The organism is Microbacterium limosum (assembly GCF_036324365.1).
In the GTDB taxonomy this organism is placed as follows: domain Bacteria; phylum Actinomycetota; class Actinomycetes; order Actinomycetales; family Microbacteriaceae; genus Microbacterium; species Microbacterium limosum.
Genome location: NZ_CP137080.1, coordinates 2,460,320 through 2,479,496, shown reverse-complemented (window position 1 = coordinate 2,479,496; position 19,177 = coordinate 2,460,320). Strand labels below are relative to the sequence as shown.

General features: G+C 69.5%; 20 protein-coding genes. 14 read left to right on the top strand and 6 right to left on the bottom strand.

The window, feature by feature from the left end:
- The first annotated feature begins 149 nt into the window (after positions 1-149).
- The 9 genes from RYJ27_RS11970 to RYJ27_RS11930 all read left to right on the top strand — a co-directional run bounded on the left by RYJ27_RS11970 (position 150) and on the right by RYJ27_RS11930 (position 9,332).
- Entirely contained in the window at positions 150-971 is an 822-nt protein-coding gene (locus tag RYJ27_RS11970) for a sugar phosphate isomerase/epimerase family protein (RefSeq protein WP_330170525.1), read from the top strand.
- Between the two features lie 67 nt (positions 972-1,038).
- Entirely contained in the window at positions 1,039-2,199 is a 1,161-nt protein-coding gene (locus RYJ27_RS11965; RefSeq protein WP_330170524.1) for a substrate-binding domain-containing protein, read from the top strand.
- 88 nt (positions 2,200-2,287) lie between these two features.
- Positions 2,288-3,478 (top strand): levoglucosan dehydrogenase, encoded by a 1,191-nt coding sequence (locus RYJ27_RS11960; protein WP_330170523.1) that lies wholly within the window; start codon positions 2,288-2,290, stop codon positions 3,476-3,478.
- A complete protein-coding gene (locus RYJ27_RS11955) occupies positions 3,471-4,991 on the top strand; it encodes a sugar ABC transporter ATP-binding protein (RefSeq protein ID WP_330170522.1) in 1,521 nt (506 codons plus the stop codon). The genes RYJ27_RS11960 and RYJ27_RS11955 overlap by 8 nt, the downstream gene beginning before the upstream one ends.
- Positions 4,988-5,959 (top strand): ABC transporter permease, encoded by a 972-nt coding sequence (locus RYJ27_RS11950; RefSeq protein ID WP_330170521.1) that lies wholly within the window; start codon positions 4,988-4,990, stop codon positions 5,957-5,959. The genes RYJ27_RS11955 and RYJ27_RS11950 overlap by 4 nt, the downstream gene beginning before the upstream one ends.
- Entirely contained in the window at positions 5,959-7,071 is a 1,113-nt protein-coding gene (locus RYJ27_RS11945; RefSeq protein ID WP_330170520.1) for a Gfo/Idh/MocA family protein, read from the top strand. The genes RYJ27_RS11950 and RYJ27_RS11945 overlap by 1 nt, the downstream gene beginning before the upstream one ends.
- Positions 7,068-8,081 (top strand): sugar phosphate isomerase/epimerase family protein, encoded by a 1,014-nt coding sequence (locus RYJ27_RS11940; protein ID WP_330170519.1) that lies wholly within the window; start codon positions 7,068-7,070, stop codon positions 8,079-8,081. The genes RYJ27_RS11945 and RYJ27_RS11940 overlap by 4 nt, the downstream gene beginning before the upstream one ends.
- A 136-nt stretch (positions 8,082-8,217) precedes the next feature.
- The gene (locus RYJ27_RS11935; RefSeq protein ID WP_330170518.1) at positions 8,218-8,892 is read left to right on the top strand and encodes a GntR family transcriptional regulator; all 675 of its coding nucleotides are present in this window, start codon (positions 8,218-8,220) and stop codon (positions 8,890-8,892) included.
- A gap of 47 nt (positions 8,893-8,939) precedes the next feature.
- Complete coding sequence (locus RYJ27_RS11930) at positions 8,940-9,332, top strand: ester cyclase (protein ID WP_330170517.1); 393 nt, start codon at positions 8,940-8,942, stop codon at positions 9,330-9,332.
- A 73-nt stretch (positions 9,333-9,405) separates the two neighbouring features.
- Here RYJ27_RS11930 and arfB read toward each other — a convergent pair whose 3' ends face one another.
- Genes arfB through RYJ27_RS11915 form a run of 3 tightly spaced genes read right to left on the bottom strand, consistent with a single transcriptional unit; the run spans position 9,406 to position 11,730 of the window.
- Positions 9,406-9,843 (bottom strand): alternative ribosome rescue aminoacyl-tRNA hydrolase ArfB, encoded by a 438-nt coding sequence (gene arfB / locus RYJ27_RS11925; protein ID WP_330170516.1) that lies wholly within the window; start codon positions 9,841-9,843, stop codon positions 9,406-9,408.
- A gap of 46 nt (positions 9,844-9,889) precedes the next feature.
- The gene (locus RYJ27_RS11920) at positions 9,890-10,756 is read right to left on the bottom strand and encodes an ABC transporter permease (RefSeq protein WP_330170515.1); all 867 of its coding nucleotides are present in this window, start codon (positions 10,754-10,756) and stop codon (positions 9,890-9,892) included.
- Positions 10,753-11,730 carry an ATP-binding cassette domain-containing protein gene (locus RYJ27_RS11915; RefSeq protein ID WP_330170514.1) on the bottom strand — a complete coding sequence of 326 codons (978 nt, stop codon included), beginning with the start codon at positions 11,728-11,730 and terminating at the stop codon, positions 10,753-10,755. Before RYJ27_RS11915 ends, RYJ27_RS11920 begins: the two co-directional genes overlap by 4 nt.
- A gap of 145 nt (positions 11,731-11,875) precedes the next feature.
- Here RYJ27_RS11915 and RYJ27_RS11910 point away from each other — a divergent pair, with 145 nt between their 5' ends.
- Positions 11,876-13,303, top strand: coding sequence for an MFS transporter (locus RYJ27_RS11910; RefSeq protein WP_330170513.1), 1,428 nt, complete (start codon positions 11,876-11,878; stop codon positions 13,301-13,303).
- A 13-nt stretch (positions 13,304-13,316) separates the two neighbouring features.
- Here the strand turns inward: RYJ27_RS11910 and mmsA are convergent, their stop codons facing one another.
- The gene (gene mmsA / locus RYJ27_RS11905) at positions 13,317-14,663 is read right to left on the bottom strand and encodes a CoA-acylating methylmalonate-semialdehyde dehydrogenase (RefSeq protein ID WP_330170512.1); all 1,347 of its coding nucleotides are present in this window, start codon (positions 14,661-14,663) and stop codon (positions 13,317-13,319) included.
- Positions 14,660-15,820 carry a zinc-binding dehydrogenase gene (locus tag RYJ27_RS11900; RefSeq protein WP_330170511.1) on the bottom strand — a complete coding sequence of 387 codons (1,161 nt, stop codon included), beginning with the start codon at positions 15,818-15,820 and terminating at the stop codon, positions 14,660-14,662. Before RYJ27_RS11900 ends, mmsA begins: the two co-directional genes overlap by 4 nt.
- A 129-nt stretch (positions 15,821-15,949) precedes the next feature.
- Here RYJ27_RS11900 and RYJ27_RS11895 point away from each other — a divergent pair, with 129 nt between their 5' ends.
- Both RYJ27_RS11895 and RYJ27_RS11890 read left to right on the top strand, forming a co-directional pair.
- Complete coding sequence (locus tag RYJ27_RS11895) at positions 15,950-16,492, top strand: YaeQ family protein (RefSeq protein WP_330170510.1); 543 nt, start codon at positions 15,950-15,952, stop codon at positions 16,490-16,492.
- Positions 16,489-16,983: a metallophosphoesterase family protein gene (locus RYJ27_RS11890; protein WP_330170509.1), complete on the top strand. Its 495-nt coding sequence runs from the start codon at positions 16,489-16,491 to the stop codon at positions 16,981-16,983. Before RYJ27_RS11895 ends, RYJ27_RS11890 begins: the two co-directional genes overlap by 4 nt.
- Positions 16,984-17,115: 132 nt before the next feature.
- Here RYJ27_RS11890 and RYJ27_RS11885 read toward each other — a convergent pair whose 3' ends face one another.
- Positions 17,116-17,280: a hypothetical protein gene (locus RYJ27_RS11885; protein ID WP_330170508.1), complete on the bottom strand. Its 165-nt coding sequence runs from the start codon at positions 17,278-17,280 to the stop codon at positions 17,116-17,118.
- A gap of 241 nt (positions 17,281-17,521) precedes the next feature.
- Between RYJ27_RS11885 and RYJ27_RS11880 the strand changes: the two genes are divergently transcribed.
- Positions 17,522-18,715, top strand: coding sequence for a zinc-dependent alcohol dehydrogenase (locus tag RYJ27_RS11880; RefSeq protein WP_330170507.1), 1,194 nt, complete (start codon positions 17,522-17,524; stop codon positions 18,713-18,715).
- Positions 18,716-18,812: 97 nt separating this feature from the next.
- Complete coding sequence (locus RYJ27_RS11875; protein WP_330170506.1) at positions 18,813-19,121, top strand: hypothetical protein; 309 nt, start codon at positions 18,813-18,815, stop codon at positions 19,119-19,121.
- The last annotated feature ends 56 nt before the right edge of the window (positions 19,122-19,177 follow it).

The following is a 19,177-nucleotide window of genomic DNA, read 5'->3' as shown; positions in this document are numbered from 1 at the left end:
TCCCCTCACCTTCGAATCGTCAGACCAGGCTAATGGCGAAAACGGCATGCAATGTGTCGAACGGCGGAGGCGCGGATTTTATATTTGACTTCCGGGAGTCATAAGTGTTAGCTTCTCAATGTAGCCAATATCTACGAGGGGGTAGAAGCGTGAAATTCGCTTACGAAGCAAATGCGTGGGGCGGCGTCGTCGGCACGCCCGGTTCTGTGACGAATCTGGGATCCGGTTTCTATGAGACGCCCGGAGACGTGCACGGCACGTTGGAGGCGATCGCAGCGGTCGGCTACCAGGGCCTCGAGCTGTTCGACGGCAATCTCCTTCCCTTCGAAGACTCCATCTCGGACTTCGTCGCGGCTGTCAATGGCCAGGGGCTCGAGGTCGCGGGCGTGTACAGCGGGGGACACTTGATCTACCGCGACGCGCACGAGGACGAGCTGGCCCGGTTCGATCGCTCGATCCGTCTCGCCGCTTCCGCGGGTGCCCGGCACTACGTGATCGGCGGCGGTGCCATTCGCTCGACCGGGCGCCGCGACGAGGATTACCGGATCGCGGGTGAGTTCCTCGACACGGTCGCGGAGCGCGCCCGGGCGGCCGGTCTCGTCGCCAGCTACCACCCGCACCTCGGCAGCCTCGCGCAGGCCCCCGAGCAGATCGACGCCCTGTTCGCGGCGACATCGATCGGCCTCTGCGCCGACGTGGCACACATCGCGGCCGGCGGCGGCGACCCCGCCGCCGTCATCCGTCGGCACGCGGACCGCCTGGCCTACGTGCACCTCAAGGACCTCGACGCGACGACTCACGCGTTCATGCCGCTCGGCGAGGGAGACCTCGACCTCGGCGGCATCATCGACGCGGTCGTCGACGCCGGCTACGACGACTGGATCACCGTCGAGCTCGACGGGTACGAGGGTGACCAGAGCGCCGCCGCCGCACGAAGCCTTCGATTCCTCCAGGCCGGAAAGCTGGCCTGACCGTAGTCGTCCCCTACTCACCTGCCGAACAATGCAGTCGCAGTCCCACAGCAAAGGAGCAAGAAGGATGAAAATCAGGACAACGGTGGTCGCGCTCGTCGCGGCCATGAGCATCGCCGCCCTCGCGGGCTGCACGCCCGCCGGCGGCGGCGCGAGCGAAGAAGTCGACCCCGAGATCTCTGCGGAGATCGACGCCGCGCTCGCCGAGATCACGGGACAGGTGCTCAGCACCGGCCCCAACGGCGAGGAGCCGGCCTCGGTCGACACCACCGTCGTGACGGATGCGCAGGCGGAAGAGATCGCGGCGATGGGCCTCACGGCCGCGATCGTCATGCACTACGGCGGCAATGACTGGGCCAACGCCCAGATCGCCGGCCTCAACGCGGAGTTCGATCGGCTCGGGATCGAAGTGATCGCCACGACCGACGCCGACTTCGACCCCGCGACGCAGGTCTCGCAGATCGAGACCGTGCTGACCCAGGACCCGGACATCATCGTGTCCATCCCGACCGACACGGTGGCCACCGCCAGCGCTTACCGCAGGGCCGCTGAGCAGGGCGTGAAGCTCGTGTTCATGGACAACGTGCCCGACGGCTTCGTGGCCGGGCAGGACTACGTGTCGATGGTCTCCGCCGACAACTACGGCAACGGGGTCACCTCTGCGTACCTTCTCGCGCGCGCTCTCGGCGGCGAAGGCCAGATCGGCGTCATCTACCACGAGGCCGACTTCTTCGTCACGCAGCAGCGCTACGACGGCTTCGTCGAGACGATCACGGAGGAGTTCCCCGACATCGAGATCGTTCAGGAGCAGGGCATCGCCGGCCCCGACTTCGCGGGTGACGCCCAGGGCGTGGCCAACGCGATGCTCACGAGGCACGCCGACCTCGACGGCATCTGGGCGGTGTGGGATGTGCCCGCGGAGGGCGTCATGGCCGCCGCTCGCGAGACAGGTCGTACCGACATCAAGATCGCGACGCAGGACCTGGGCACGAACGTGGCCATCGCCCTCGCCAAGAACGAGATGATCGTCGGACTGGGTGCCCAGCTGCCCTACGACCAGGGCGTCGCCGAGGCCGACCTCGCCGCGCTCAGCATCCTCGGGGTCGACGTGCCTCCGTACGTCGCGCTCAGCTCTCTTCCCGTCGACCACGAGAACGTGCTCGAGGCCTGGGAGCTGGTCTACGACGCCGAAGCGCCGGCATCCGTGCGGGACGCGTACGTCGACTGACGTTCGTCGCTGAGCTTGTCCGCGCCGTGGGGGCGTCCGACTCCGGTCGTCCCCACGGGGCATCCGATTGCACAAAGAAAGGCAGAACATGCAGGACATCAACATCGCCATGATCGGTGGCGGATTCATGGGCAAGGCCCACTCGCTCGCCTACGCCGCGATGCCCATGTTCTTCTGGCCGGCGCCGGCGCGTCCGATCAAGAAGATCGTGGTCGACGCCACGGATGACCTCGCGCGCACCGCGGCCGAGCGCTACTCGTGGGAGGGCTTCTCGTCCTCGTGGCGCGACGTGGTCAACGACCCGTCGATCGACGTGATCGACATCGCGACGCCCAACAACCTGCACGCGGAGATCGCGATCGCCGCCGCCGAGGCGGGCAAGCACATCATCTGCGAGAAGCCCCTCGCGCCCACCGCGGAAGAGGCGGGCCGCATGTACGAGGCCGCGAAGAAGGCCGGCATCGTCACCGCCGTCGCGTTCAATTACCGTCGCACGCCCGCCGTGGCGCTGGCCAAGAAGTACATCGAAGAGGGCGCCATCGGCGAGATCCTCAACTTCCGCGGCACCTACCTCCAGGACTGGAGCGCGGACCCCAACTCGCCGCTCAGCTGGCGCTTCCAGAAGAGCATCGCGGGCTCCGGGGCCGTCGGAGACATCGGATCCCACGTCGTCGACCTGGCCCGCTACCTCGTCGGCGAGATCTCCGAGGTCACCTCCGTCGTGTCGACCTTCATTCCGGACCGCCCGCTGCAGTCGAGCGGATTCGACGCCCTGGGCGGCTCGGTCAAGAACGACGGGCCCCGCGGCGCCGTCGACGTGGACGACGAGGCGATGTCGCTCGTCCGCTTCCGTAGCGGCGCCGTCGGCTCGATCGAGGCGACGCGCAACGCGTGGGGCCGGAACAACTTCATCACCTTCGAGATCCACGGCACCGAGGGCTCGATCTTCTTCAACTACGAGAACCGTGACGAGCTGCAGGTCGCCTTCAAGGGCGACCCGGCCGACCGCCGGGGCTTCCGCACCGTCTACACCGGGCCGAACACGCCCTACGGCGAGTCGCTGTGGCCCATCCCCGCGCTCGGCATCGGCTACGGCGAGACCAAGATCATCGAGGCGCACGACTTCCTGAAGGCCGTGGTCGAGGGCGGAACGGTGTCCCCGAACTTCGGGGACGGCTACCAGGCGGCACTCGTGGACGACGCCATCCTCGAATCGGGCCGGACCGGCCAGTGGGTCAAGGTCGCGGATGCCACCGGCGCGGACGCCGAACATGGCTGAGATCCCCCTCGAACCGCCCGCCGTACGGATGCGGGCGATCGTGAAGAGCTTCGGCCCCGTCGAGGTCCTGAAGTCCGTGGACATGGACATCATCGCGGGGGAGGTGCATGCCCTCGCCGGTGAGAACGGAGCCGGCAAGTCCACTCTCATGAAGGTGCTGCAGGGCGTCCACCCGATCACGTCGGGCACGATCGAAGTGCGGGGCGAACCGGTCGAGATCCGGAGCACCGCCGACGCGGAGCGTGCCGGGATCGGCATGGTCTTCCAGGAGTTCAGCCTCATCCCCTCGATGACGGTGGCGCAGAACATCTTCCTCAACCGGGAAATCACCGGAAAGGCCGGCCTCATCGATGACCGCGCGGCGGAGCGCGCGGCGAAGGAGCTCTTCGACGGGCTGGGTGTCACCATCGACCCCCGTGCGCGGGTGGAGGACCTCGGGACGGCCTACTGGCAGCTCGTCGAGATCGCGAAGGCACTGGCCAAGCAGGCCAGCATCCTCGTGATGGATGAGCCCACCGCCAGCCTCGCCAAGCACGAGGTCGAGAATCTCTTCTCGCTGATCGAGACGCTGAAGAACCGCGGGATCGCGATCGTCTACATCTCGCACCGGATGGACGAGATCCGCCGGATCGCCGATCGAATCACGGTCCTGCGCGATGGCCGGGTGGCTCTCGCGGCTCCCGTGGCGGAGATGAGCGCGGAACAGATCATCGAGGCCATCATCGGACGGCGGCTCGCTTCCGATCTCGTCTACCAGGAGCGCGAGGTCCCCAGGGACGCACCCGTGCTCCTCGCGGCGGAGGACATCGCGAGCAGTACCGTACTCGAATCGGTTTCCCTCACCATCCGCGCCGGCGAGATCGTCGGTCTCGCGGGCCTCATGGGCAGCGGCCGCACGGAATTCGCGCGGGTCGTGGCGGGAATGGACCGGCCGACGCGGGGCTCGTTGAGCATCGACGGGGAGCGCGTCCGCTTCGTCACGCCGATCGCCGCTCAACGCGCGGGCGTCGCCCTCATCCCCGAGGACCGCCGGGATCAGGGACTGGTGCTGGAGCACTCCGTGTCCGACAACCTGACGCTCCCCGTCCTCGAGCACGTCAAGACGAGCGGCCTGCTCTCTCCTCGCAAGCTCCGCGACCTCACCGAACAGCTTGTAGAGCGCTTCGCGGTGAAGGTCGCCGATCCCTACGCACCCATCAGCCAACTATCCGGCGGCAACCAGCAGAAGGTCGTCGTCGCGAAGTGGATCAACACCGAGCCGCGGGTTCTCGTCATGGACGAGCCCACCGCAGGTGTCGACATCGGGACGAAGACGGAGATCCTCGATATCGTGCGTGCCTTCGCTTCGCAGGGCAACGCGGTCCTGTTCATCTCGTCCGAACTTCCCGAACTCCTGGCCGTTGCCGACCGCATCGTGGTCATGCGGGAAGGGCGTTCGATCCGCGAACTCCCCCGCACCGACATCGACAGCGAAGAGCAGCTTCAACTCATCATCCAAGGAGCAGCAGCATGAGCAGCGCCGCACCGTCCACTCAGCCGTCCAGACTGTCACGGGTCATCACCCGCTTGGACTGGCGCAGCAACATCATCTACATCGCATTCGTGGTGGTGTTCCTCTTCTTCGCGATATTCCTGGGCAACGACGGCTTCCTCTCCGCGAACAACATGCTGAACATCGTTCGGCAGACCGCGACGATCTCGATCATGGCCATCGCGATGACGTTCGTGATCGCGGCCGCCGAGATCGACTTGAGCGTCGGATCGGTCGCGGGCCTGGCATCCGTCGTGACGGCGATGACCACGATGCAGTTCGGCCTCGTCCCGGGCATCCTCGCGGGTCTCGCCGCGGGCGCGGCGATCGGCGCCATCAACGGTGGGCTCGTCGCCCTGCTGAGGATCCCGTCCTTCCTGGTCACCCTCGGAATGCTGGGCCTGGCCGCGGGCCTCGCGCAGTGGATCACCGCGTCGGCGCCGCAGCCGATCACCGATCGCCTCTACGTGATGATCTTCGGCGGCAGCGACTTCGGCCCCGTGCCGGGCCTGCTCGTGTGGACGATCGTGGCGGTGGCGGTGGGATGGCTCGTGATGAACCGCACCGGCTTCGGGCGGAAGGTCCTGGCGACGGGTGGAAACCCGACAGCGGCTGCCTACACGGGCATCAACACGGCGCGCATCAAGTTCACCGTGCTGCTCATCTCCGGCATCGCGGCGGCGGTCGCCGGCATGCTCTACGCCGGTCGACTCGAATCGGGACGTTTCCAGTGGGGCCAGGGCGATGAGCTCACGGTCATCGCCGCCGTCATCCTGGGCGGTACGAGCCTCTTCGGCGGCCGCGGCGCCATCATCGGCACGCTGTTCGGGTCGCTCTTCATGGGCCTGATCAACAACGGGCTGATCCTCGCCGGGCTGGACGTCGCTCAGCAGCAGGTCGTACGCGGCGCGATCATCATCGCCGCCGTCGCGCTGTCGAGGAAGAAGTGATGGCCCGCCCGCCGCTGCGAAGCGGCATCATCGGCACGGGCTTTATGGGCCGGGTGCACACCCGCGCCGTGCGCTCGACCGGGGGCATCGTCGTCGCGTACGCCGGTCGCGATCTCGAGCGCACCCGGGAGGCCGCGCAGGAGGAGAACGTCCCGCTCGCGCTCACGGCGGACGAGCTGGTCGCCCACCCCGACGTCGACATCGTCCACATCTGCACCCCCAACGCACAGCACCTACCGCTCGCGCTCGCCGCCATCGCGGCCGGCAAGCACGTCGTCTGCGAGAAGCCGCTCGCTCTGACGGCGGAGGACGCCCTGCTCCTGGAAAGCGCCGCGCGCGACGCTTTCGTGGTGACGGCGGTGCCGTTCATCTACCGCTTCTACCCGACGGTGCGCGAGGCGCGGGCACGTATCACCGCCACCGGGGAGCGCATCTGGCTGGCCCACGGACACTACCTGCAGGATTGGCTGTCCGATCAGTCGACCTACAATTGGCGGGTGACGGACGAGGGTTCCCGAGCGTTCGCCGATATCGGTGTGCATTGGTGCGACCTCTTCGAGTTCACCACGGGCCATCGCATCGAGCGCCTGCTCGCCCAGAAGTCCCGACTGCACGAGACGCGGCACTCCGACGACGGCGAAGTGCCCGTATCGACCGAGGATGGGGTGACGATGATGTTCCAGACCGACCGCGGCGCGACCGGTTCCGTCGTGATCTCGCAGGCCACGCCGGGGCGGAAGAACCGGCTCTGGCTCTCGCTGGACGGGGAGACGAGGTCGTACGCGTTCGATCAGGAGAACCCCAACGATCTCTGGGTCGGCGCGACGCATGACGCGTCCATCCTGCCGAAGGGTCTCGAGACCCTTCATCACGACGCTGCCAGAGCGTATGTGACGGTGCCGTCCGGACACCCTCAGGGCTATCAGGACTGCTTCTCCCTGTTCATGCGTGATGTGCACGCGACGATCGAGGGGCGCCCCGTCGACGGGCTGCCCACCTTCTCCGACGGCGTGCGCGCCGCACGACTGACGGAGGCGGTGATCGCCTCGTCCGACTCCGGACAGTGGGTGGATGTCGCGCCGGTTCGCGAGCCGGAATCGAGCGCCGCATGAGTGAGTCCACGCATCCCGTTACGCTCTTCACCGGGCAGTGGGCTGACCTGCCCTTGGAAGAAGTCGCCCGATTGGCGGCGTCGTGGGGCTATGACGGCCTCGAGATCGCGGCCTCGGGGGACCACCTCGATCTGGAGCGCGCTGAAGAGGAGCCGGGCTACCTCGCGTCGCGAAAGGAGATCCTCGACCGCCACGGGCTCTCGGTATTCGCGATCTCGAACCACCTGGCCGGGCAGGCCGTGTGCGATGCGCCCATCGACTTCCGGCACGAGGCCATCCTGCGCCCCTCGGTGTGGGGCGACGGCGATGCAGAGGGCGTCCGGCGGCGCGCTGCGGAGGACATGAAGCGCGCCGCGCGGGTTGCGCGGCGACTCGGAGTCGACACGGTCGTGGGGTTCACCGGGTCGTCGGTATGGCCTTACGTCGCGATGTTCCCGCCCGTGCCCGCCTCGGTGATTGAGGCCGGCTACGAGGACTTCGCGGCCCGATGGAACCCGATCCTCGATGTGTTCGACGGCGAGGGTGTGCGGTTCGCGCACGAGGTGCACCCGGGCGAGGTGGCCTACGACTACTGGACGAGCGTGCGCACCCTCGACGCGATCGATCACAGGGAGGCGTTCGGCTTTAACTGGGACCCGTCGCACATGATGTGGCAGAACATCGATCCGGTGGGTTTCATCTGGGACTTCCGTGACCGTATCTACCACGTCGACTGCAAGGACACGCGCCTGCGCCCGACGAACGGGCGAGCCGGGGTGCTCGGATCGCACCTGCCCTGGGGCGATCCGAGGCGCGGCTGGGATTTCGTCTCCACCGGACACGGCGACGTGCCCTGGGAGGACGCGTTCCGCGCCCTCGAGTCGATCGGCTACCGCGGACCCATCTCGATCGAGTGGGAGGATGCCGGGATGGACCGCCTGCACGGCGCCGCCGAGGCGGTGCAGTTCGTGCGATCGAAGCTGTGGAAGCAGCCCACGGCTTCCTTCGACGCGGCCTTCTCCGCCCGCTGAACACGCGAGGACGCCTCCCGGGCGCCGGGCTGTAAGCCGGGCAGGTAGGTCGGCGGCGGCTGCGTCTCCGAGCCGGTCGCGTGGGCGCGGTCGAGCCGGACTTGCGTCGACGCCGATGGTGTGCGCAATGTATTGCATGCCGATTCCCTCGGGCCGCCCAGGGCTGGGTCGCTCCCTCCTTCGCGACGACGTCTACCGACGGCTTCGCGACGCGATCGTCGAAGGCGCATTCGAGCCCGGGGAGCAACTGAAGGACGGCGATGTCGCGGCGTGGCTGGGAGTGAGCCGTACGCCTGTGCGCGAAGCGCTACTGCGCCTGGAGGCGAGCGGACTGGTGGTGGCCGTGCCGGGCCGGTCGACGGCGGTGAGCACCATCGACCCGCGGGCGGTGCGGGACGCGCGGGATGTCATCGCCGCCATGCACGGCCTGGCGGTGCGCGAGACGACAGGTCGGCTGAGCGCTGCAGACATCGAGCGCATGCGGGGCGCGAATCGCCGATTCGCCGCGTCGCTCGCGGCGGGCGACATCAGCGCGGCGCTGGACGCCGATGACGAACTCCACATGATCCCCGTCGCGGCGCTCGGCAACAGTGCCGCCGAGGCGGTGCTGGAGCAGTTCGGACCGCTGGTGCGCCGAGCGGAGCTGTCGCGCTTCACGCGAGGTGGCCGGTCGTCTGTGGAGAGGCACGAGCAACTGATCGGCTTCATGGCCTCCGGCGACGTGCGGGGCGCTGAATCCGTGTCCCTCGACATCTGGCACAGCCTCACGGAGGACGGCGCCGCCGAGGAAGCGCTGACTCAGGCATCCTAGGCGGGCGTCTCGGGAGAGCGGCGCCCCGACCCGACGAGAATGGAGGGGTGGAGCCGTGGGAGATGCGTGAGTGGTTCGGCGACTACCTCGATGCGTGCAACCGTCACGATCTCGACGCCATCCGCTCCTTTCTGGATCCCGCGGTCCGCCGCGCGCACCTGCCGCGCGGCGCGGATGCCTGGGTGAAGGATGCGGCGGAGCTGTTCCGCGCTTTCCCGGACTGGCGGTGGCGCCGCATTCAACTGCTCGTCGAAGAGGATCGCCTGGCCGTGCATCTGCGCGCGAGCGGCACGCACGCCGGGGAGTTCCGCGGCATCGCCGCGACGCGACGGCACGTGAACGTCGCCGAGTTCGCGATGTGCCGGGTCGTGAACGGTCGGATCACCGAGTTCACCGGGACCGCCGACCATGTCGAGCTGCTCGATCAGCTACGGGGGTGAGGGTCATTGCGCGCCGCGAGGGGCCGCTCAGCCCGTGGGCCGGCCGAATCGCGCGGAGGTCACGGGTCCCGGGTCAGTCCGTGGGCGGGCGCCTCAGCCGCTTGACGTCGGTTCGCCGGCGCTTGGCGCCGAGGCGCCGTTCCTTCGCTCCCCGGCTGGGCATGGTCGCGCGTCGCGACGGCGACGGCGGGCGCAGTGCGTCGGCCACCGCCGAGGCGAGCCGTTCGCGGGCCGCGTCCCGGTTGCGCACCTGCGTCCGGTGCTCCGACGCGGCAATCGTCAGGGTGCCCCGCACGAGCCGACCGCCCAGCCGATCGAGCAGCCGCTCACGCTCATGTTCCGACAGCGCTCGCGAGGCCGCGATGTCCCACGTGAGCTCCACGCGGGAGTCGGCGGTGTTCACGCCCTGTCCGCCCGGACCCGACGAACGGCTGAATCGCCAGGAGAGCTCGCTCTCGGGGATCGTCACGCCCGCCGTGACGCGCAGTCCTGGGCGGTGATGAGCGGTCATGCCCCCATCATCTCCCCGCTGGCGCCCTGCGCCCCGTTCCGACTGCTCAGCGATCGAGCGTCGCGAACCGGCGGATCGACAGCGGCACGAAGACGAGCAGCAGCACGACGATCCCCCCGATGACGGTCGGGATCGGATACTGGGCCGGCCAGGCGTCGCCGACCGGTGTGCCGGCGGGGACGTTGCCGAAGAGCTGCCGCGCGGATGTGACCAGCGCGGTCACGGGGTTCCATTCCGCGAACACCCGCAGCGGTGTGGGGAGGCCCTCGCTCGGCACGAACGCGTTGGAGAGGAACGTGAGGGGGAAGAGGATCAGGAACGACGCGTTGTTGATCACCTCGGGGCTGCGCACGATCATGCCGAGGTAGGCCATGAGCCACGAGAACGCGTAGGAGAACGACAGCAGCAGGAGCACGCCGGCCAGGAACTCGAGAGGCGACGACGTGACCCGCCACCCGACGACGAGACCCGTCAGCATCATGACCGCGAGCGAGAGCAGGTTGATGACGAGATCGCCCGTGGTGCGTCCGATCAGCACGGCCGCGCCGTTCATCGGAAGCGTGCGGAACCGGTCGATGATGCCGTCCTTCAGGTCCTGCGCCATGGCCGAGCCCGAGTAGGTGGAGCCGAAGACGATCGTCTGCGCGAAGATCCCCGCCATGAGGAACGAGGTGTAGTCGCCGCCCGGCACGGGGATGGCGGAGCCGAAGACGAAGGTGAACAGCAGCACGAACATGATCGGCTGGATCAGCGTGAACAGCAGGATGTCGGGAACGCGCACGATCTTCTTGAGGTTCCGCCACGTCGCGATCGCGCCGTCGGAGAGGAGGCGGCTGACCGCGCTTCCCTCGGGGGCCCGGATCCGGCCCGGCGGGGTGCGGCCCGTGTGGGCCGCGGCGCTCGTCTCGGTCATGCCGCATCCTCCGCCTCGTCGTCCGTGCCGGTTGCGCGGCCGGTCAGTTGCAGGAAGACGTCGTCGAGCGTCGGGCGCCTCATGCCGGCGTCGTGCAGCTCGATGCCCTGGGCGGCGATGTCGGCCACGATGCCGCCGAGGCCGGTGGCGCCGTCGGCGACGGGCACGACCCATGTCCGATCGCCCCCCTCTGCGACGGGACCGGAGCCGTAGCGACTCAGGATGTCGCGGACGCGCTCGCCGTCGGCGTCGTCGACGAGTGTGACGGCCACGCGCTGCCCGCCCACCGAGGCCTTCAGCTGGTCGGCGGTGCCCTCGGCGATCACGCGGCCGCTGTCGACGATCGAGATCGAATCCGCGAGCCGATCGGCCTCCTCGAGATACTGCGTCGTCAGGAGGACCGTTGTCCCGCCGGCGACGAGCGACTCGATCACCTCCCAGAGGGCGAGCCGACTGCGGGGATCGAGTCCTGTCGTGGGTTCGTCGAGGAAGAGCACGGGCGGGTTGATGACGAGGGCGCCCGCCAGGTCGATTCGCCGCCGCATGCCCCCTGAGAACCCCTTGACGGGACGGTTCTGCGCCTCGACGAGGTCGAAGACCTCGATCAGCTCACGTGCTCGCTGCGCCGCGAGCCGGTGGCCGAGGTGATAGAGCCGGCCGACCATGTAGAGGTTCTCGTAGCCGGTGAGGTTCTCGTCGACGGCGGCGTACTGACCGCTGGCGCCGATCATCCGGCGGATCTCGGCGGGGTCGTCGAAGACGTCGACCCCCGCGATGATCGCGCGCCCCGAGTCGGGTCGGATGAGGGTCGTGAGGACCTTGACGGCGGTGGTCTTGCCCGCACCGTTCGGGCCGAGCAGCGCCGTCACGCTGCCCTGCTCGACCGACAGGTCGAGCCCGTCGAGCGCGCGCACGACGGCGGCTCCCTTGGGGCGGTAGGTCTTGACGATCTGCTGCGTCTCGATGTACGCCATGCGCGGATCGTACTCCCCTCCTCCGACATCGGGGTTGCGCGCGTGGGGCGGGCGCGGGAGCATGCAGACGACGCGGTGTCCGCGGCGGTCTGTACCTTGCGGTCATCGTGGGGCGGACGCTCCCGCCGCACCCCCAGGAGAATCCATGGCCGAGTCGCTTCGCCAGCCGGGCCGGGATGAGGCCGCGCAGGCTCCGCCCGGTCCCCGCACCGTGCGGGCGTTCCATCAGGTGCTCGCGAACACCGCGGCCGCGAACGTGACCTCCAGCTATCTGTGGTGGGCGCTGACCTTCTGGGCGTATCTCGAGACGCGCTCGGTGCTCGCGACGGCGATCATCGGCGGCTCCTACATGCTTCTGGTCGCCGCCTTCGGTGTCATCTTCGGGGTCATCGTCGACCGCATGAAGAAGAAGGCGGTCATGGTGCTCTCGAGCGGGGTCACGCTCGTGACGTATCTGCTCGCCGGCGCTCTCTACCTCTCGTTCCCGGAGAGCGTGCTGGTCGACTGGGGCGGCCCCTGGTTCTGGGTGTTCGCGGGCGTGATCCTCGTGGGCGGCGTGGTCGAGAACCTGCGCAACATCGCGCTGTCGACCACCGTGACCCTGCTCGTGCCGGCAGATCGGCGCGACAGGGCGAACGGGCTGGTGGGCGCGGTGCAGGGCATCGCATTCATGGTCACGAGCGTGTTCTCGGGGCTGTCGATCGGCCTGCTCGGAATGGGGTGGACCGTCGTCATCGCGATCGCGGCGACGGCGCTCGCGCTCGGGCACCTCCTCTTCGTCCCCATCCCGGAGCGCGGGGTCGTCCACGTCGAGGGTGCTCCCGCTCAGGTCGGCTTCCGCGGGGTCATCCCGGCCGTCGTCGCCGTGCCGGGTCTGCTCGCGCTCATCCTCTTCTCGACGTTCAACAACCTCGTGGGCGGCGTGTTCATGGCCCTCATGGACCCGTACGGCCTCACTCTCTTCTCGGTGGAGATGTGGGGGATCGTGCTCGGGATGACCAGCTTCGGGTTCGTGATGGGAGGCGCCCTCGTTGCCCGCTTCGGCCTCGGAAAAAACCCGGTCCGCACGCTGCTGCTCGTCAACGTCGGGATCGCGCTGCTGGGTCTCACCTTCGCCATCCGCGAGTGGTGGTGGCTCTACGCGCTCGGCGTCCTCGTCTTCATGTGCCTCATGCCGATCGCGGAGGCGGCCGAGCAGACCATCGTGCAGCGCGTCGTGCCGTTCGACAAGCAGGGCCGGGTGTTCGGCTTCGCCGCGAGCGTGGAGTCGGCCGCGGCACCGGTCTCCTCGTTCCTGGTCGGTCCGCTGGCACAGTTCTGGCTCATCCCCTTCATGGACTCGCAGGACGGGCAGGACTCCCTCGGGTGGTTGCTGGGCCCGGGCGAGGCGCGGGGCATCGCGCTCGCCTTCGTGGGAGCGAGCCTGGTTCTCCTCGTCACCGTGATGCTCGCCTTCGTCTCCCGGCCGTACCGGCGCCTGTCGGCGGCGTACGCCGCCGCACCGCCGTCGCTCACCCCCGATGCCGTCGACGCCCCCGAGATGGGTCTCGCCCACCTGCCCTCGACGAGCTGATCCCGGACCGCTGTTAGGCGTTCTGCGGGAATCCCAGGTTGATTCCGCCGTGGCTCGGGTCGAGCCAGCGCGCCGTGACCGCCTTCTCGCGGGTGAAGAAGTGGAAGCCTTGCCGGCCGTACGCCTTCGTGTCGCCGAACGCCCCCGTGTTGATGAGACTCACACCCTCCTCGTACGAGTCGACCCGCACGATCGACAGCACCGGTCCGAAGATCTCGTCGGTGTACGCCGCCGAGGTCGTCGGCACTCGGTCGAGCAGCGTGGGGCCGAGCCAGAAGCCCCCCGGCTCGCCGTCGACGACGACGCCACGGCCGTCCACGACGACGGCGGCTCCGTCCGCGGCGGCCGTGTCGATGTATCCCGACACCCTGTCGCGGTGCTCGCGGGTGATGAGGGGGCCCATGTCGCACCCTCGGCGGCCGTCCCCGATCCTCAGCCCCGCCATGCGCTCGGCGATCTTGCCGAGCAGCTCGTCGGCGACCGGCTCCACCGCCACGATCACCGAGATCGCCATGCAGCGCTCGCCCGCCGATCCGAAGCCGGCGTTGACGGCGGCATCCGCCACGAGGTCGAGATCGGCATCCGGCAGCACGAGCATGTGGTTCTTCGCGCCGCCGAGCGCCTGAACGCGCTTGCCGTGTCGCGCGGCGGTCTCGTAGATGTGGCGGGCGATCGGAGTGGATCCGACGAAGGACACCGAGGCGATCCCCGGATGCTCCAGCAGCGCGTCGACCGCGACCCTGTCGCCGTTGACGACCGTGAACACACCGGCCGGCAGGCCCGCCTCGGCGAGCAGCTGCGCCATCCACAGCGACGCCGACGGATCCTTCTCACTCGGTTTGAGCACGACGGCGTTCCCGGCGGCCAGCGCGACCGGAAGGAACCACAGGGGCACCATCGCGGGGAAGTTGAAGGGACTGATGACCGCCGCGACTCCGATGGGCTGGCGGAACGAGTACACGTCCACGCCGCTCGAGGCGTTGACGGAGTAGTCGCCTTTGAGGACCTCGGCGAACCCGAGGGCGAACTCGAGCACCTCCTGTCCTCGCGCGATCTCCCCGAGCGCATCGGCGAGCACCTTGCCGTGCTCGCTCGTGATGATCTCGGCCAGCTCTCCCTTGCGCTGCTCGAGGAGCTCGCGGAACCGGAACAGCACCGCCTGCCTGCGCGCGATCGACAGGTCCCTCCACGCGGGGAACGCGGCAGCGGCCGAGCGCACCGCCCGGTCCACGTCGCCGGGCTCGGCGAGGACGACCTCGCCCGTGGGCGCGCCGGTTGCGGGGTCGTACACGGGTGCCACGCGTCGGTCGGGTACGTCGGCCGGTTCACCGTCGATCCAGTGGGGGATGCGTCTGCTCACGCGGTCTCGTCCTTCCTCGGGGCCTCGTCCATCACGATGACGGCGCGGCCGGTAATCCGGCCCTCCGCGAGGGCGCGGTACGCGGCATCCGCCTCGCTCAGCGGGAACGTACGGGTCACCAGGCCGACGGTGTCGATGTCGCCGTCGGCGGCCAGGCGCACGACGGCGGGCAGGTCCTCCCGGGTGCGGGCGCCGAACGAGCCCGTGATCGAGTATCCGCGGCGCACGAGCGGCGTGATCTCGATCTGGGCGACGGAGGCGCCGGCGGCGATGCCGATCGCCACCATCCGGCCCCCGTCGGCGAGCACGTCGATCGCCTGGCGGAAGGTCGCGGGATGCCCGAGCGCCTCGAAGGCGACGTCGACGCCACGCCCCCCGGTCGCCGCGCGCACCTGCGCGACGACGTCCTCCTCGCGGGAGTTGACGGCGTGCGTCGCGCCGAGCGCGCGCGCGGCGTCGAGCTTGTCGTCCGCGACGTCGATCGCGACGATGGGGTCGGCGCCGGCGGCCCTGGCCATCTGCACGACCCCGCTACCCACGCCGCCGACGGCGATGACCGCGACGGATTCGCCCGCCTGCACGCGCCCGGCGCGATGGACGGCGCCGTACGATGTGAAGGCCGCGCACCCGAGGACGGCGGCGGAGACGGGGTCCACGCCCTCGGGAAGGACGGCGAGCGCCGTGAGCGGAACGACCGCGTACTGCGCGAGCCCGCCCATCGAGTACATCGCCAGGAACGACCCGTCGGCGAGCGTGAGCCGGCTCTGCCCGTCGTAGAGCGTCCCGCGCAGCCGGTTCTGGCCGAAGAACTCGGCGCAGAGGTCGTCCCGCCCGCGGTCGCACGCGTCGCATGCATCGCACGGCATGATGAACGCGCCGACGACGTCGTCGCCGACCGCCAGCCCGCCCGCCTCGGCGGTGCCGTCGCCGATCGCGACGATCGTGCCGCTGATCTCGTGGCCGAGCACGGCGGGTCGCGGGAAGGCGACTTCGCCCTTCATGACATGCAGGTCGGTATGGCACACGCCGCATGCGCGCACTTTCACGAGGGCCTCTCCTGCGAGAGGCGTGGGGATCGGGATGTCGACGACATCGAGCCCGGGCGCGCCGTCGCGCAGCACGGCCGCGCTCATCATGCCCTCGACCGTGCGTGCCATCGCCCACCCTCTCCCTCGACCGGTGTGTCGCCCGGATCAGTCTCCGCGGCACGGCTCGGGCGAACAAGCGATGCGGGGCGTTCTTCCACCAGATGGAAGATCGCCCCGTCGCGCGTAGGCTCGTTCACCATGGCCATCGGCGCAACGATCCACACTTTCACCGGGCAGCTCGCCGACGTCGACCGCGGCGTCTACGACGACCTGGCGCTGCGGGTGGCGCGGCACGCCTCCGAGACCAACGCCTTCATGCTCACCCGCGTGCTCGCCTACTGCCTCGAGTTCGCGGAGGGCATCGCGTTCAGCGACGGGATCGCCTCGACCGACGAGCCCGCCGTCCTCGTGCGCGACCCGACCGGTCGGGTGACGTCGTGGATAGAGGTCGGGGCGCCGGATTCCGCGCGCCTGCACTACGGCGCCAAGCTCGCCGATCGCGCCGTCGTCTACACGCACCGCGATCCCGCGAAGGTCGTCGCCGCCTGGCAGGGCAAGCCCCTGCATCGCGCCGAGGACCTCGTCGTGCGCAGCTTCGGCCCCGGTTTCGTGGATGCCGCGACATCCGCGATCGAGCGTCGCAACACCATCACCGTGTCGGTCACGGAGGGGCACCTCTACCTCGAGCTCAACGGGCGGACGTTCGACGCCCCGATCATCGAGACCCGGGCGCGCCCGTGAGCACACGGCTGCTGCTGCTCGCCGACACGCACATCCCCGGCCGAGCGCGGGCGCTGCCCGACGCGGTGCGCCGGGCAGCGGACGACGCCGACCTCGTCATCCACGCCGGCGACTGGGTCTCCGCGTCGGTGCTGGACGACCTCGAAGGGCACGCTTCCGTGATGGGCGTGTGGGGCAACAACGACGGGCCCGACCTGCGCGAGCGCCTCCCCGAGATCGCGCGGCGCGGGATCGAGGGCATCCGGTTCGCCGTCGTGCACGAGACCGGCGACGCGCGGCGCCGGGAGGCGCGGATGACGCAGGCGTTTCCCGACACCGATGTCCTGGTCTTCGGGCACAGCCACATCCCCTGGGACACGCGCACCGCGTCGGGGCTGCGGCTGCTCAATCCGGGCTCGCCGACCGACCGTCGCCGGCAGCCGCGCTGCACGATGATGACGGCGCTGGCGGATGCCGGCGACCTGCGAGACGTCGCCCTCATCCCCCTCTGAGCCGGGGGTCATGCGACAACGGCGTCGTCATGGCCGCCGTGCTGCTGCTGGTCGGCGCCGTGGCGCTCGGCAGCGGCGTCGCCGGACTCACGGCCCTCTGACCGGCCGAGCGCGCCCGGCCGGCGGTCCCGCCTACAGAGAGAGGATGCGCTCGTGCACCTCTCGACGCAGCACCTTGCCGATGAGCGACTGGGGCAGCTCCTCCAGCTCGAACACCCGCTCGACCGTCGCGGCGTACCGCACGAGTTCGCGGGGCCTGCTCTGCTCGGTCATGAGGGTGTATCCGAAGTCCGCCATGGAGGGGGGCATCCTTCTGTCGGTGTGAGGCGAGACTACGGATGGGCGCGGCCCCGGCGGCGGGGGTTGCGCGCCGCTCGCGAATGCGCCAGACGGCGCTGTGTGGGCCCGCCTGGCTAGCCAGCGGGAACGCTCCCGTCAACCCCCCTCGGCGGGCCGGTGAACCGGGGGAGGCTGGCGGGACCGCAACTCCCAAGCGCCGGGCCCGTCCGTCGGCCCGCGCACGACGAAAGGCGAATCGATGAGAGCCGTCACATGGCATGGCACGCGCGACATCCGCGTGGAGGACGTCCCCGATCCCCGAATCGAGAAGCCCACCGACGCCGTCGTCCGGATCACGGCCACCGCCATCTGCGGGTCCGACCTGCACCTGTACGAGCTGCTCGGCCCCTTCATCGATCCGGGCGACATCCTCGGTCATGAGCCGATGGGAGTCGTCGAGGCGGTGGGCGCCGAGGTGACCGGCCTTCGGGTGGGTCAGCGCGTGGTGGTCCCCTTCAACATCTCCTGCGGCGAGTGCTTCATGTGCCGGGCAGGCCTGCAGTCGCAGTGCGAGACGACCCAGGTGAGGGAGCAGGGCAGCGGTGCCGCCCTCTTCGGCTACACCAAGCTCTACGGCCAGGTTCCCGGCGGCCAGGCGGAGCTGCTCCGGGTGCCGCTCGCGGACTACAACACGATCCCCGTCCCCGACGAAGGACCCGACGAGCGCTACCTCTTCCTGAGTGACATCCTGCCCACGGCGCTGCAGGGCGTCGAATACGCACAGGTTCCCGACGGCGGCTCGGTCGCGGTGCTCGGCCTCGGACCCGTCGGCCAATTCGCCGCACGGATCGCCGCCAGAAGGGGCCATCGCGTGTTCGGCGTCGACCCGGTCGAGGAGCGACGGACGATGGCGGCCCGCCACGGAGTCGAGGTCTGGGAGGACGGGGACGACACCGTCGCCGCGCTCCGGGATGCCACGGAGGGCCGCGGCCCGGACGCCGTCATCGACGCCGTCGGCATGGAGGCGCACGGGAGCGGACTCGTGAAGGCGGCGCACACCGTCATGTCCCGGATGCCGCGGACGCTCGCGAAGCCGCTCATGGAGAAGGCCGGCGTCGACCGGCTGGCCGCCCTGCACTCCGCGATCGAGCTCGTGCGCCGCGGCGGCACGGTCTCGATCAGCGGCGTCTACGCCGGCGATGCCGACCCGATGCCCATGAAGACGCTCTTCGACAAGCAGGTGACGCTGCGGATGGGGCAGTGCAACGTGAAGAGCTGGGTCGACCAGCTGATCCCGCTCGTCGAGGATCCCTCCGACCCCCTGGGCGTGGCCGACCTCGTGACGCACCGCGGCGGGCTCGACGAGGCCCCCGGGCTGTACGAGACGTTCCAGAAGAAGCACGACGGATGCATCAAGGTCGTGCTCCGGCCCGGCGAGGGGGCGCCTGCGTGAGATATCGGCGAATCGCGTCGGCCAGGCGACGCGCCCGCCCGACGGGCGGCGATGTCCCCCCGAGTACGAACACACACCCAGTGACGAGGAGGTCACGATGATGGCTGCGGCAATGCACAGCGGGCTGGAGCTGACGAAGGTAGACGAAGGATGCTGGCGCGTGTGCGACGGCGCGCTGGACGACCACGATCCCCGTCGGGTGATCGCATTCGTGGAGTGCCGAGGGGAGCGCGCTGCCGTGCTGTGGCTGCGCTCGCGCGCGGCGGAGAGCATCCACCGGTCGTTCGAGGAGGCGATGGCCGCGATCGAGCGGTCGGTCTCCGCGGAGGCCGGCGCCGACCGGTCGAACCGACCCGTCCCGATCCGTCACTTCCCCCCGCCCCGCCGGCGCGACGCCCCGGCGTAGCATCCGGCCGCGTCGAGCGCCAGCCGTGGCGCAGCCGCGATGGCGGGGGCTAGCGT